The 14,494-nt window shown below is 55.6% G+C and carries 17 protein-coding genes; all 17 read left to right on the top strand.

The annotated features are described in order from the left end of the window. A partial coding sequence (rpsK, locus tag VI895_12275; GenBank protein ID HLG20575.1) for a 30S ribosomal protein S11 occupies positions 1–173 on the top strand: 173 nt, incomplete at its 5' end. A gap of 15 nt (positions 174–188) precedes the next feature. Continuing rightward, positions 189–815, top strand: coding sequence for a 30S ribosomal protein S4 (rpsD, locus tag VI895_12280; GenBank protein ID HLG20576.1), 627 nt, complete (start codon positions 189–191; stop codon positions 813–815). A 14-nt stretch (positions 816–829) separates the two neighbouring features. Beyond that, entirely contained in the window at positions 830–1,894 is a 1,065-nt protein-coding gene (locus VI895_12285; protein ID HLG20577.1) for a DNA-directed RNA polymerase subunit alpha, read from the top strand. Next, complete coding sequence (gene rplQ / locus VI895_12290; protein ID HLG20578.1) at positions 1,884–2,378, top strand: 50S ribosomal protein L17; 495 nt, start codon at positions 1,884–1,886, stop codon at positions 2,376–2,378. The genes VI895_12285 and rplQ overlap by 11 nt, the downstream gene beginning before the upstream one ends. Next, the gene (locus tag VI895_12295; GenBank protein HLG20579.1) at positions 2,375–2,890 is read left to right on the top strand and encodes a TlpA disulfide reductase family protein; all 516 of its coding nucleotides are present in this window, start codon (positions 2,375–2,377) and stop codon (positions 2,888–2,890) included. The genes rplQ and VI895_12295 overlap by 4 nt, the downstream gene beginning before the upstream one ends. Then, on the top strand, positions 2,887–3,654 hold the full coding sequence (locus VI895_12300) for an SAM-dependent chlorinase/fluorinase (GenBank protein ID HLG20580.1): 768 nt from the start codon (positions 2,887–2,889) through the stop codon (positions 3,652–3,654). Before VI895_12295 ends, VI895_12300 begins: the two co-directional genes overlap by 4 nt. Then, on the top strand, positions 3,651–4,580 hold the full coding sequence (gene fabD, locus VI895_12305) for an ACP S-malonyltransferase (GenBank protein HLG20581.1): 930 nt from the start codon (positions 3,651–3,653) through the stop codon (positions 4,578–4,580). Before VI895_12300 ends, fabD begins: the two co-directional genes overlap by 4 nt. A gap of 127 nt (positions 4,581–4,707) precedes the next feature. Then, the gene (locus VI895_12310) at positions 4,708–5,616 is read left to right on the top strand and encodes a hypothetical protein (GenBank protein ID HLG20582.1); all 909 of its coding nucleotides are present in this window, start codon (positions 4,708–4,710) and stop codon (positions 5,614–5,616) included. Positions 5,617–5,666: 50 nt separating this feature from the next. Continuing rightward, positions 5,667–7,040, top strand: coding sequence for a tRNA (N6-isopentenyl adenosine(37)-C2)-methylthiotransferase MiaB (gene miaB, locus VI895_12315; GenBank protein ID HLG20583.1), 1,374 nt, complete (start codon positions 5,667–5,669; stop codon positions 7,038–7,040). Continuing rightward, positions 7,030–7,530, top strand: coding sequence for a bifunctional nuclease family protein (locus tag VI895_12320; protein ID HLG20584.1), 501 nt, complete (start codon positions 7,030–7,032; stop codon positions 7,528–7,530). The genes miaB and VI895_12320 overlap by 11 nt, the downstream gene beginning before the upstream one ends. A gap of 8 nt (positions 7,531–7,538) precedes the next feature. Further along, positions 7,539–8,045, top strand: coding sequence for a gamma carbonic anhydrase family protein (locus VI895_12325; protein HLG20585.1), 507 nt, complete (start codon positions 7,539–7,541; stop codon positions 8,043–8,045). Continuing rightward, positions 8,045–8,512, top strand: coding sequence for a cyclic nucleotide-binding domain-containing protein (locus VI895_12330; protein HLG20586.1), 468 nt, complete (start codon positions 8,045–8,047; stop codon positions 8,510–8,512). Before VI895_12325 ends, VI895_12330 begins: the two co-directional genes overlap by 1 nt. Before the next feature lie 71 nt (positions 8,513–8,583). Then, positions 8,584–9,651 (top strand): hypothetical protein, encoded by a 1,068-nt coding sequence (locus tag VI895_12335; GenBank protein ID HLG20587.1) that lies wholly within the window; start codon positions 8,584–8,586, stop codon positions 9,649–9,651. A 116-nt stretch (positions 9,652–9,767) separates the two neighbouring features. Then, positions 9,768–9,944: a hypothetical protein gene (locus tag VI895_12340; protein ID HLG20588.1), complete on the top strand. Its 177-nt coding sequence runs from the start codon at positions 9,768–9,770 to the stop codon at positions 9,942–9,944. 73 nt (positions 9,945–10,017) lie between these two features. Then, entirely contained in the window at positions 10,018–10,578 is a 561-nt protein-coding gene (locus VI895_12345) for a DJ-1 family glyoxalase III (protein HLG20589.1), read from the top strand. Between the two features lie 170 nt (positions 10,579–10,748). Further along, positions 10,749–11,060 (top strand): hypothetical protein, encoded by a 312-nt coding sequence (locus VI895_12350; GenBank protein HLG20590.1) that lies wholly within the window; start codon positions 10,749–10,751, stop codon positions 11,058–11,060. 368 nt (positions 11,061–11,428) lie between these two features. Then, positions 11,429–14,494, top strand: a 3,066-nt coding sequence (locus VI895_12355; protein ID HLG20591.1) for a DUF6531 domain-containing protein, incomplete at its 3' end; no start/stop codon positions are given.

Here is a 14,494-nt window from a genome sequence, read left to right on the forward strand (position 1 = left end):
AGGCGGCGGAGCACGGTGTGCGCACCGTCGACGTTCAGGTCAAGGGTCCGGGCGCCGGGCGCGAGGCGGCGCTTCGAGCGCTTCAGTCGGCCGGGTTGAAAATCAACATGATACGGGATGTTACGCCGATCCCGCACAACGGATGTCGGCCGCCGAAGCGGCGACGGGTTTGACGGCGAGGAGGCAGAATGGCTCGATATTGTGAATCACTTTGTAGATTGTGTCGTCGAGAGGGAGCGAAGCTCTTTCTCAAAGGCGATCGCTGTTACACCGATCGGTGCGCGATCGATCGCCGGGGATATCCTCCCGGACAGCACGGTCAGGGACGAACCAAATTTTCCGACTACGGACACCAGCTTCGCGAAAAACAGAAGATCCGCAGAATTTACGGACTTCTGGAGGCGCAATTCCGGCGTTACTTCCGGGAGGCTCGGCGGAGCAAGGGAAACACCGGCTCGGCGCTTCTGATTCTGTTGGAACGACGCCTCGACAATGTGGTGTACCGGATGGGGTTTGGCAGCTCCCGAAACGAAGCGCGCCAACTCGTTCGTCACGGCCACATTCTCGTCAATGGCAAGCGGATCAACCTCCCCTCGTACTTGGTGAAAGTGGGGGAGAGTGTTTCGGTGGACGAGGCGAGTCGGCAGATCACGCGGGTGAATTTCTCGCTGGATGCCGTGGAGCGGCGCGGGGTGCCCGCGTGGCTCGAGCTGGACCGCAAGGCGTTCCAAGGATTGGTTCGCTCCATGCCGGCGCGCGAGGATCTCACGATGCCGATGCAGGAACAATTGGTGGTCGAACTTTATTCGAAATAATAGAGGAGAGAAATATGGAAACTCTGCTGCAAAAGAATTGGAAAGAATTGATTCGTCCGAAGATGCTGGAGGTCGAGCAGGATACGCTCACGCCCACCTATGGAAAATTCGTCGTGAAACCTCTCGAGCGGGGATACGGCATCACGATCGGAAACAGCCTGCGTCGGATTCTATTGTCGTCGTTGCAGGGAGCGGCGATCACAAACGTGAAGATCCGAGGCGTCGACCACGAGTTTTCGACGGTGAAGGGCGTTTCGGAAGATGTCACCGAAATCATCCTTAATTTGAAAGAAGTGTTGATCCGGTGCCATTCCAAGGGCCCCGAAAAGATCACGATCAACGCGGAAGGCGAGCGAAAGGTCAAAGCCAAGGACATCGTGGTGAATGAGAACGTGGAAATTCTCAATCCCGAGCATCACATCGCTACGCTCGGCCCGGATGCGCGCCTTCAGATGGAAATGACGGTGAAGATGGGACGCGGCTACGTTCCCTCGGAGAAAAACAAGGAAGAAGACCAGGCCATCGGGACCCTTCCGATGGACGCGGTATTCTCGCCGATCAAACGGGTCAATTATACCGTCAGCCAGGCGCGGGTCGGACAGCGCACCGATTACGACAAGCTGACGCTGGAAGTGTGGACGAACGGCGCGGTGAAACCCGAGGATACCGTGGCATATGCCGCCAAGATCTTGAAGGAGCAGCTCCAGGTCTTCATCAATTTTGAGGAGGTCGAGGCCTCCGAAGAGTCGGCCATGGAGTCCCCCAAGAGCGGCGTGAACGAAAATCTGCTTCGAAAGGTCGATGAGCTCGAGCTTTCCGTGCGTTCGGCGAATTGCCTTCAGAATGCCGATATTCGATACATCGGCGAACTGGTGCAGCGAAGCGAGGCCGAGATGCTCAAGACGAAAAACTTCGGCCGGAAATCGCTCAACGAAATCAAAGAGATCTTGTCCGAAATGGGGCTTTCCCTGGGCATGAAACTGGAAGCGGATGCGCTTCGAGAGCTGGAATCGAGAAAAGCGAACGATAAGAGCAGTCCGGTGGCGGCGGAAGAAGGTATGGCGGAGTATGAGGCATAGAGTAGCAGGAAGAACGTTCGGCCGGCTGCCGGCGCAGCGAAAAGCTCTCTTTCGCGGGTTGGCGACATCTCTGATCGACCACGAGCGGATCGAGACGACAATCTCGAAAGCGAGAGAGCTTCGCAGTGTTGTGGAGCCGTTGATTACGTTGGGCAAGCGCGGAGATCTCCACGCCCGAAGACAAGCGGCGAGTTACCTCTACGGTCATCGCGTCGTGATGAAGCTTTTCGGCGAAGTCGCCCAGCGATTTAAGGATCGAGCGGGAGGATATACACGAACCTTTCGCGTAGGACGTCGCCGAGGAGACGGTGCGGAGATGGCGTTGATCGAGCTGCTCCCGGTCGCGAAGCCCGCCAAGAAAGAAAAGAAACCGGACAAGGGCGAAAAAACGGCGAAAACGGCCAAAGGCGAAGAAAAGGTTTCAAAAAAGAAGACCGTCGCCGCCGAAGGATCCAAGAAAAAAGCGCCGTCCAAGAACTCGTGAGGCGAGTTCTTCTCCTCGCGCTGTTATCGTTCTTTTCGTTCGTTCCCCAACTGTACGCGGCTTGCTCCGGCCCGATCGGCGGGAAAGAAGGCCAATGCGCGCCGGACTTTTCTCTTCCCGATCGCAGCGGCAAACGGGTCAGCGTTTCGTCGTTTGAGGGGAAGGTCATCTTTCTCAATTTCTGGGCGACCTGGTGTCCTCCGTGCGTGGAAGAAATGGCCTCCTTGGAAGAAGCCAACAAGAAACTCGCTTCAGATCGTTTCGTGATGCTGGCGGTGAGCATCGATTCCGAGGGATTCCCGGTGATCGACAAATTTTTCAAGGGGAAGACTCCATCTTTCGCCGTACTTTTGGACCGCGAACACAAATTTTCCCACAAGTACGGGACCTTCAAAGTTCCTGAGACGTACATTATCGACAAAACGGGTCGCGTGCGTGACCGTGTGGAGGGCGTGCGTCAATGGGACGATCCTTTGTTTCTTCACTATATTGAGCTTCTGGAAAAACAGTGAAGATCGTCACGCTCATCACCGATTTCGGGTCGGCCGATCCTTACGTGCCGGCAATGAAGGGCGTTATTCTTTCCTACAGCGTCAATGTTCACTTGGTCGACATCAGCCACGATGTGCCGGCCCAGGATGTATTGGCGGGGAGATTGATTCTCGGAGACGCCTGGAAATTCTATCCTCCCGGGAGCATCCATTTGGGTGTCGTGGATCCCGGAGTCGGAACGGCTCGGTTACCTCTCATAATAGAGGCGGACGGCCACATTTTCGTGGGGCCGGACAACGGACTCTTCGGCTTTACTCGAACCTGCCGTCAGAAGAAATTTTGGGCCATTCGAGGCGATCTTATGTCCTTCATGAGCCCGACCTTTGCCGGGCGGGATCTTTTCGCTCACGTGGTCGGGAAGCTCGTGGCCTCGAGTTCCGTAAAGAAACTGGGATCCCCGCTGACGGATATTAAGGATCTCGCGATCGCGGAACCGAAGAAGGAGAAAAAAGGATTTCAGGGGGAGGTCATTTACATCGATCGTTTTGGGAATCTAATCACGAATATTTTGAAGAGTGACACTCTCGTGAACCCCGCCGTCGAAGTCGGACGCAGGACGATTCGGTCGATGGTTCATACTTACGGTGCGGCCAAAGACGGCACGCTCTTGGCTCTCTGGAACAGTTCGAACCGGCTGGAAATCGCGGTTCGAAACGGTTCCGCCGCACGGAGACTCCGCGCTCGGCGCGGATTGAAAGTGCTCATTCGGGAGGCGAAATCATGAAAACAGCATTTCTATTTCCCGGGCAGGGTTCGCAGGCGGTCGGAATGGGCGAGTCGATATTTTCGTCCTTCCCGACGGCAAAACGAACACGGGAGGAAGCCGACGAAGCCTTAGGATTTTCCCTTTCCGATGTGATTCGAAACGGGCCGGCGGAGAAACTTAAAGCGACGGAAAACGCTCAGCCCGCCATTTTGGCGGTAAGTGTGGCCATTGGCCGGGTTTTAATAGAGCGCGGGATTCAGCCCACGGTGTTGGCCGGGCACAGCTTGGGAGAATATTCCGCTCTGGTAAGCGCCGGCGCCCTGGGATTCGCCGACGCGGTTCGATTGGTTCGGCTCCGGGGTCGTTTTATGCAAGAAGCGGTGCCGCTGGGGCAGGGGGCGATGTCGGCCATTTTAGGCACCGAGGAAGGCCTTATCGAAGAAGTTTGCCGGCAGATTTCGGCGAAAGGAATGCAAGTGGACCCGGCGAATTACAATTGCCCGGGGCAGGTCGTGATCAGCGGAACCAAAGAAGGCGTGGCGGCGGCCGTAGACCTTCTCAAACAGCGAGGCGCTAAACGATGTGTGGCACTGGAAGTCAGCGCTCCCTTTCACTGTTCATTGCTTAAACCTGCCGCGGACAAACTGCGACCTGAATTGGAGAAAGTAGAGTGGAACGATCCCCGCATTCCTTACATAGCGAACGTGGATTGCGCCGTCGTGCGATCGAAAGGTGAAATCATTCATAGGCTCGCGGAACAGGTCTGGAGGCCGGTTCGGTGGACGCACTCCCTTCAAAAGATCTTTTTGGAATTCAAGCCGACCCGCGTGATCGAAGTGGGTCCGGGACAGGTCGTCCTCGGGCACGTGAAAAAGGTCGACGATACGGTCGAGAGATTTCCTTCGGAGACGAAGGAGGCGCTGGAGAAAATTCCGTCGGCTTGACGCGCCGGTCGGTGGAAAAAGAGCCTGCCTCAGAATTCAAAAGATTCTGAATTCTACGAAAAGAAAGTAGTCAACGGAATCGAAGTGTGTTACACGACCGCGCCCTCTGGGGAGGGGGGTGTCCACGATGCGGGGTGTAACGCGCACATGTCAAACGGTTTTGGCCGCGGCATTCTTCATGCTGGGATCGGGATGTGTCGACGAAAGCAAAATCGACACGACGAACGATCTCATGAGCCAAAATCTTGATGAAATGCGCCAGCTCAACCGGAATTTCGTACTGGCCAGCGACAAGGTGGAGGCCCTGGGCCATCCCATCGCCGATATGGCCAAGCAATTTCGATCGCTTTCGGAGATGTTCGCCCGGCGGGATGAAAGTTTTAACTCCTTTGTAGAAACGGGAACGATCGCTTCGCTGAAACTTCTGACGCTTGTTCAGGATCTCTCTCCGAAAGACATTCAGGAGTGGAAAAGGGAGTTGGGGCGGCTTTCCGCTGAAGCGAAGGATTTCAACCGCGAGTTTGCCGCCCGGGGCGGCGAAATGGCACAATTTTTTCAATCGGTGAAATATGCCGCGGGGGTCGGCCAATATGTGGCCGGCCTGGCCGCCAAGGTCGGATTGTTGGAGCCTCGGGACGCCGAAGATCTTTCCGACATTCTTGCAGACGCGTTTGAGGGCGGGAAAACGGTCAACGGCGCAACGATCAAGTCCGGTTATCAACTGCGGATCAAAATGGCGGACGAGCTTGCGAAGTTGAACGCGTCTGGCGCACATCCGGCGAACTTGGCCTCCGTTTTGTCCCGTGTAGACCGAGTCGTAGGCAAGGTTGAAGCCAACACAACAACGGTGGATCGATTGGCGAAGCTCCTTCCCAACGTGGAGGGGGTGTTAAAACAGGCGGCGGAATTGAAAACCGCATCGGACGGGGTGGTCGCTGCATTGCCCGAATTGCGGGATTTGATCGTCGATATACGCAAGTCGCCTTTGGGTTGGGTTATTAACGACAAAGATGACAAAACTAGGCTGAAACTTTAGCCCAGCGCTCCCATTGTTTGGCGGTTGAACGAGGAGTGTAAGCCCGTATAATGATCCGCCGTATGCCGATCGCAGCGTCCAAAATTTACATCGAGACGTACGGATGTCAGATGAACGATTACGAGTCTGACCGGACGTTCCGGCTGTTCCACGACCAATTCGGCTATGAATGGACGACGAATCCGTACGACGCCGATCTGGTTCTGTTCAACACGTGCAGCATTCGGGAAAAGGCGGATCAAAAGGCCCTTTCTTCGATCGGGACGCTTCGCGCGGCCAAACTTCAAAACCCGGGAATGGTGATTGCGGTGGGCGGGTGCATGGCGCAGTCGCAAGGCGACGATTTGCAGCGCCGGTTTCCCTTTGTCGATATTGTGTTTGGAACTCATCAGTGGGCGAACCTTCCGGAGATGGTCGAAAAAGCCCGCATCGGCCGGGAGCGGTTGATGGAAGTCGAATTCTACGGATGGAAGAACTATTCGTTTCTCCCGTACCGCTCCTCGACGCGGGTTCATCCCGTCTCCGAACTGGTGACCGTGCAAAACGGCTGCGATCGGTTTTGCACGTTTTGTCTTGTACCGTTCACGCGCGGGAGGGAAGTGAGCCGCCCGCCCGAGGACATCGTCGACGAAGTTCGGGCGTTGGTCGATCAGGGCGTCCGGGAAGTCACGCTTTTGGGCCAAAACGTGAATGCGTACGGAAGGGACCGCTCCGGAGTCATTTCTTTTGCGGAACTACTGCGCCGAGTGACCGACGTGCCGGCGCTGGAACGGGTCCGTTTCGTGACGTCCCATCCGGCGGAGTTGTCGGCCGAACTGATCGATGCGATGGCCGAGAATCCGAAAGTTTGCGAACATCTGCATTTGCCCGTGCAGAGCGGGTCTGATACGGTTTTGTCGCGTATGAATCGGGGATATACCATCGATGAGTACCGACGAAAGAGTTCGACTCTCCTGAAAAAAATTCCTCGCCTTGAACTGACGACCGACATTATCGTGGGATTTCCATCCGAAACGGAAGCGGACTTCCAGCAGACGCTGGATCTTGTAAGCGAGTTCCAGTTTGCGGACAGTTTTTCTTTTTGTTTCTCCCCTCGACCGCACACGAAGGCGGCGAATTGGACGAGTGAATTCGTATCCGCCGAAGTCGGAGCGGATCGGTTGAGCCGCCTGCAGTCACTGCAGAATGAGATCCGGGAACGCAAGATGAAAGAATATGTAGGGGATGTTGTCGAGGTTCTTGCCGAAGGAGAGGCGAAAAGCGGCGAAGGCTTTTTAAGCGGTCGAACCCGAACGAATCGGAGCGTGAACTTTCCCGGCCGGAACGAATGGATCGGCCGGCTTCAAATGGCGCGGATTACGGAGGCTCTGTCGCATTCTTTCCGGGGTGAATCCGTGAACGCAGGGGTAGAACATGTTCATTGAGATGAACGTGTTCGGTCTGGCGCTGGACCCCGCGTCGAACACTCCTATGGTCATCCTGAAGGACACCGAGCAAAAGAAATCCATCCCCATTTGGATCGGCCTTTTCGAGGCCAGCGCCATCGCTTCGCAATTGGAGAAGGTTCAGCTTACGCGCCCGATGACCCACGATCTCCTACGCAATATCGTGGGCGAATTGGGAGCGACGTTGGTTCGAGTGGAGATCAACGATCTGAAGGAGAATACCTATTTTGCAATACTCGTGGTTCGGAAGGCGAGCAACGAGGAAATTCGCATCGACGCCCGGCCGAGCGATGCCATCGCACTGGCGCTACGCTGCCAGGCTCCGATTTTGGTCGATGAGGATGTCATCGAACGCTCCGGACGCTCGCAAAAGGTGCCGGAGGGAACCGTGTCTCCTCAAGACAAAGAAAAGTGGGCGGAGATCTTGAAAAATCTCTCCGACGAAGCGTTCGGCAAGTACAAGATGTAGGGGGGAATGTGCCGAACCAATCCATTCCGGGAAAAAGGCCGAAGATCGATCCGACGGCATTTATCGTCGACAACGCAACGATCATCGGGGATGTCACGATCGGGCCGCAGTCCAGTGTCTGGTTCGGGGCCGTCGTTCGCGGGGACGTTCATTGGATCAAGATCGGATCGAGAACGAACATCCAAGACAATTGTGTGCTCCACGTGACCAAGGATGTTTGGCCGCTGACACTGGAGGATGACGTAACCATCGGGCACGGCGTGACTTTGCACGGTTGCCATATCAAGAACCGTGTGTTGGTCGGAATCGGCGCAATCCTTTTGGACGGTGTGGTTGTGGAGAGCGACAGCATGATTGCCGCGGGTTCACTGGTTGCCCCGGGCACGGTGGTGCCTTCGGGGGCCTTGATGATGGGTTCGCCGGCCAAACCCAAACGCAAGTTGACAAGGCAGGAACGCGCGCGTCTGCTGGAATCGGCTCAACATTACGTCGCGTACCAGGACATGTACCGATAATGGCCAAGATCCGAACCCTACGACGATGTGCGTTGTTTCGAAACCTGACGTTCCGGGATCTCGCCTGCTTGGCTCCGCATATTCAAGAAGAAACCGTCGAACCGAAAACCTGGCTGGCGGAGGAAGGGAAGCCGAGCGAGGGATTGATTATTTTACGAACGGGTCGCGTCCGTCTCATCCCGGCACAGCCGGCGGGCGCAGAGGTTATTTTGGGACCGGAAGATTTCTTCGGCGAATTGTCCGTCATCGATTCCGGCAACGGCGTACCCCGACGTGCGGTGGGAGCGCAGGCGATGGAGCGCTGTGAATTTCTTCGCTTAAATGGAAAGCATTATCAGCAATTGGTGTCGGAATCGCCCGATGTGGCGGGCAAAGTGGCTCTCGGTGTGCTGGAGGCTCTGCACCGGAAAATGGAGAATGTGCGGGGGACTATGGCCACCCTGTTTGCCCAAGGTTCAGTCCGTTGACCGCGCGGAACTCATCCGCTATAAAGCCCCGCGGGCAGAATAAAAAAACCTCTCATCCAAGGAAGGCTCGTATGTCGCAGAAAACCGTTCACGTCGTGGGAACCGGAACGATCGGCGAACCCCTCATCGGACTCCTTTCCGATTTTCGAAGAGATCTCGGCATTGATGAAGTGACTTTTTCCAAGAAACAGGCGCTTTTGGTGGATCGCTCCAAGGTCACCGCCCTAATCCGCCGAGGAGCCAGGCTCTGTGCGGAAAAGGAATCTCGTGAGGCGTTCAAGAAAATCGGCCTGGAAACCTCGTACTCCTTGGACGAAGCGTTTGAACGGGCCTCGGTCATCGTGGATTGCACTCCGGTAGGAAACCAGAACAAGGTTCAATATTACGAGAAGTACATTCCGACCACGTTGGGTTTCATTGCTCAAGGGAGCGAGTTCGGTTTTGGAAAGATGTATGCGCGGGGAATCAACGACGAAGCGCTGGTGAAAGGGAAAGAGAAGTTTCTCCAGGTCGTCAGCTGCAACACGCACAATCTTTCGGTTTTGGTGAAGACGGTCGCCATGAACAACGGACAAGAGATGGACGGGCTGGATTCAGCCCGTTTTGTCTGTATTCGTCGGGCGAACGATCTCAGCCAGGAGAACGACTTCATTCCCGCGCATCAGGTGAACCGGCACAAAGACGCCCGGTTTGGGACGCATCACGCTCGCGATGCCCATGAGCTGTTCAAGACGTTGAATCTAGACGTAAATCTCTTTTCATCGGCGATCAAAACGAACACGCAATACATGCACACGGTCTGGTTCAACTTGAAGCTGAAGAAGCCTGTAACCAAGGATGAAGTGATGCGACGGCTGAAGGCCTGCGACCGGATCGCCCTAACACATAAGAATTCGTCCAACATGGTCTTTTCGTTTGGCCGGGACCATGGACACTTCGGACGAATTCTAAACGAATCGGTCGTGGTAGAGGCGACCGTTGAGGTATTCAACGAACGAGAGGTGGTGGGATGGTCGTTCACCCCGCAAGATGGGAACTCGCTTCTCTCTTCCGTGGCGGCGACGGAGTTTTTCCTTTACCCAGAAGATTATAATAATAAAATCCAGTGCTTAAAGCCCTTCTTCTTCTCGGAAGTTTAAGTATTACTTGACCATTTTCGGGCGCTCTGGTACATAAGCGTCACATTTTTTCCCCCAGCGGAGGCACAATGAATCTGCGGCAGGGGAGTCCCAGAAAAGCAAGCGAGGATAGAGGAATGGAGCAGAAGGAAATACGGGAATACTCGATGGATCAGAGGTATCAGATCGGCGAGGTGATCCAACACCCGTTTTTCGGACGCGGGCAGGTGATTGCCAATCTACGCAAGGGAAAAATCGAGGTCGAATTCGACAAGATTGGAGTTCGTACATTGGTTTCGAACTACCGTGCCTGAAAAACGCTAACAATTTCAACAAACAAGAGCCGCGGGCCGAGACCACGGCTCTTTTTTTTCGGGAGGTCGGAAGATGGCGTTAAGAAACAATCCAAGGGTCTTGATTCCCCTGGCCGAGGGATTTGAAGAGATAGAAGCGGTGACCATTATCGACCTTCTCCGCCGGGCGGGCGTGGAAGTCATAATGGCCGGATTAGCGCCAAGAAAGACCGTAAAAGGGGCGCATTCCATCGGTTTTGAAACGGAAACATCCCTCCGAGATGTTGAGGGGCAGGATTTTGAAGCGATCATTTTGCCGGGAGGCATGCCGGGTTCGACAAATCTTGCTGAAAGCAAGGAATTGGAAGGACTTCTCCGAAAGCATCAAACGAAAGGAAGCCATCTGGCCGCCATCTGTGCCGCCCCGACCGTATTGGCGAAGTATGGGTTTCTGAAGGGAAAACGAGCGACCTGTTATCCATCTTTTGAAGCCAAGCTAGGCGGTTCGACGATCTCAAAAGAGAGCGTTGTGGAGGATGGAAATATCGTCACGAGTCGGGGCCCCGGGACGGCCATTCCGTTCGCCCTGGCCATGATCCGACGTCTCGTCGGCCCCGAAAGGGCGGAAGAGGTCAGAAAGAATATTTTGAGTTAAGGGAAGATTCCTCGTTCCAGATAGGATCGGTCCGCCTGGGAGCGCGGGAATTAACGGAATTTGTGGTCGTTTTACTCCTGAAGGAACGAATAATCATACGAATCGTCACGGCCTGCGTAATGGCCGTGCCTCCCGCCCACGCGAATGAACCAAAGCCCCACACAGGCGCCATGCATTCATCCGCCACGACCTGCACGGGCGCTGTTCTGGGCGAGTATCGCGGAAAAGTCGGAGAACTGCCCGAGGGATTTTCGCGATTGAGCCCGACGGCCTTTGACCGTCTTTGGGAGGCCGAGGCTGATTTCGAGTTTCTCGATTTGGGCGAATCGAGTGACGAAGCGATGTGGGAATACAGTCGAAAAGAATCGGTGGAAGTTGGCCGAGCCGCCAACCGGGGGCAGCCTCTAGCCACAAGCCACCAGTTGCGGGCTTTTGAGCCTTCACGCGGTCGGCTCAAGCGGAGGAAGACGTGCGAAACCTGAACCAGGAGATCGAGAAAACTCTTCAGGCGGTGGAGTATTGCCGGCGCGACCACTCGGCGGGCACACGCAATTAACTATCGTCGGCGTCCATCGATAAGCGCGGACTTTGGCTTCCTTGACAGGAGTATGCCTCGTCTATATTGGACACGTTTAGCAGCCGCGTCATGCGCCAGCATCGTTTAGCCGGAAGGGGACTCGGAAGCCTTCTACTCTCAGGGCTAAGTACAATTGCCATTGCTGTTTCTTCTTTTCCTGCGATCGGTGCCGGACGACATTCTCCTCCAGGGAGTGACGTACCTCCGACTACGGGCCCTGGCGTTGAGGATCCTTTCAATCTCACTCTTAGCGTTCTTTCGATCGAACCCTTTGTGACGACCGCTCAGCCTGCCCCCGCAAGCTTGGATGTTCCGCACGATGTGACTTTGACGTTCCATGTGGCCAGCTCGACCACCGAAGCGGCGTTTGTCTGGAGTGGTGTCACCGAAGTCAGCCACGATGCGAGGAGTTCCGTCGCCAAACAACGATTTTCCAAAAACGGGACCTATACCGTGAGGGTCACAGGCTCATACCGCACACTGGCCCCGGTCACGAAGTCGATCCAGCTCAATGTCGGCCCCGTCTCCGCAAAGGCGCTCAAAATCACGATGGTGGATCCACCTCCCGGAGCCACAGAGATCGGCCACATCAAAACCTCCTGGCCCTGTAAGGCGACGATTAACCACCCGAAATTTCAGCACCTGATTGAATGGAAAGCGTCCGGCGGCACGCCGGGAAAAGGGGTCGGTCCGTCGTTCTCCACTGTCTTCCGTAACGTGGGAGTGCATGAGTTGTCGGTCGGACTCGATCGATCGCAGAAAGCGAACTTCCATATTTACGCCGTTACAAAGATCACCCACACCAGCGACCACGGTCAGGTGATGAGGTTCGACTCTCCGATCACGTTCGCCGGCACCACAAACCCATCGGGTTTTGAAAGGTATATCCCGTGGAATGTCGACACGATGGGGGATATGCACGCTCGCGCTTCTCCCACCAGTGGAACAGGCGCGACGTTTACAACGACATTTTCTTCCGTCGACGCGACGAACCAATTCTGGGCACAGGTCTGGGGAGGAAATCTTCCGGCGTTGGCGGATCCCGATATCATATGTGGCAACAACAACATCCTTGACCCTGGTGAGGAGTGTGACGGCACCAATTTGAACGGCCAAACTTGCATCTCTCAAGGTCAGGGATTTACGGGAGGAAGTCTCTCGTGCAACGAAGATTGCACATTCGATTATTATGGATGCACGCGAATCCAGCAGCCATTCTGCGGCGACGGTATCTGCAACGCCGGTGAAAACGCCAATACCTGTCCGGGCGACTGTTCGCCGGTCTGCCTCAATGGCATCGCTGAACCGGGAGAAGCATGTGATGGGTCTGATTTGCGACTTAAGAATTGTGGCTCGTTCGGGCTCGGGGAAGGAACGCTTGCGTGCACCACAAGCTGTACCTTCGACAACAGCCGGTGCGACCTTGCGATCCGGTTTCTCGATGCGCCGGCACAGGGGTGTGACGACCTAATAGACATTGACGGTCTCAACACGGGGGAGTCTAAGGGCGACGGGACCTGTTCGCGTATCGACCAGAACCGCAAGGGGAAACCGAGCATTCTTATCCATAGCGGACAGGAAAATCTGGATGAAACCGATCTCTATTTTTCAGGTCGTGACGGCGATACGCCGTTGGCGATCAAGCGCCGCCATCTGACCCGACGGAATTATCCAAACTCCATTTTTGGTCCCGCGTGGGCCTTCAACTACCGCCACACGCTGCAACGTGATCCGAGCGGAAGCGTGATCATGGAAAGCTTCGGACGGGTCGACGTCTTTAATCCGGTAGGGACCGATGTCTGGAAAAACAACGAGGGGCGCTTTGAGTTATTAACATTCAACAGCGGCTTGAACCAATACATCCTCCGAATGCGCCACGGCTCGCGCTTGATTTTCGCCGCCGATCCCTCCGATCCAACGGTCCCAGCCATTCTTGTCCTCATCGTGTCGCGGAACGAAAACACGATCGGTTTTACGTACGAGAGCGCACTTTTGGAGCCGGTTCTCTTCCAGCGGAAGCTTCTCACGATCACCGAATCGTACGGCCGGAACATCGATTTCTTTTATGAAGATTTTGATTATCCCGACGGTGCAAGCCGAATCCATGATTTTAGCGGCCGGGAAGTCATCTATGATTACAACACGGAGGGACAGCTCGTAAGCGTTCGAAGCCCGACCGTTACGAGCACGGGCGGACTCAATGATTTCGACTTCGGAAAAGTTACGTCGTACACATACCTCAACGATCCGGATCCGCGGCTTAAAAACGCCCTGACGTCCGTCACGTTTCCGAACCAAAACGGAGGTGTCGGAGGCGGAAGTCGCTTGGAGTGGACGTATCAAATGAACTCCGGCGCACCGTTTTTCGGCCATGTCCTCACGCACACGGTCGGGAATCCCGTGGCTTCCGGCGATCTCGCCGCGGGCGGAATCTATACGTATGCCTACACGCGAATCGGAGACGCCCTCGGAGACGTCAATACGCCGACAACACAGATCGACGCCACGGACCGCCGCGGGACGTTGACTCGGTATGAGGTCAATCGAATCGGCCACATTCTCAGCGAGAAAATCTTCACGCACGGGCTTCGCGCCGGTTCTCCTCCCAGTTACGAAAAAGGAAACAGCTACAACAACGACGGCCTCATCAATCAAACCGTCGACGTCCTCGGAACGAGGGGAAACTTCACGTTTGCCGAGGGTTCCGGCTTCCCGAGAAACTCTCAAGGGAACCGTCCGCAGACCGTTTTGACGGCGGATAGCCGCGGCGGAGACCAGGTCACGATTACGGGCCAAACTGTCTACGAGCCGATTTTCAACCAGCCGTTTAAGGTGATCGATCCCCGCGGCTTCGAGACGGGGCACACGCCGCCGCAATTCACGACGACGTATTTTTACGACTACATGGAGGATCTCGCGGCGGCAAAAACGCACTTCGCGCCGGAACTCGGCCTGACGGAGGCGGAGCTTCAGCAACTCTTTGACGATGCGGGAATCACCAATCTCGGGGATCTGAACGGCGACGGCCGGATCGACCAGGACGCGGGAAACCTGATCAAAATCGATTATCCGGATGTGCCGAGGCCGGCCCAAGCCTCGCGGGTGGGGCTCGGCCCGACCGAACAAGCGGAAACGATCTTGCGATACAACGATTTCGGCCAGCTGATCTTCCAAAAAGATGCCGAAGAGAACGTAACGACCTACACGTATTTCGGAGCGATCGATCCTGAGGGAGACGGCGTCATTGACGTTCCGGGCGCCGACACTACCACGGGAGGCTATTTACGAAACGTCGTTCGGGATGACCAGTCGGCTCCGGGCCGAGAGAGCGGCCAGAAC

The organism is Bdellovibrionota bacterium (assembly GCA_035292885.1).
GTDB lineage: Bacteria > Bdellovibrionota_G > JALEGL01 > JALEGL01 > DATDPG01 > DATDPG01.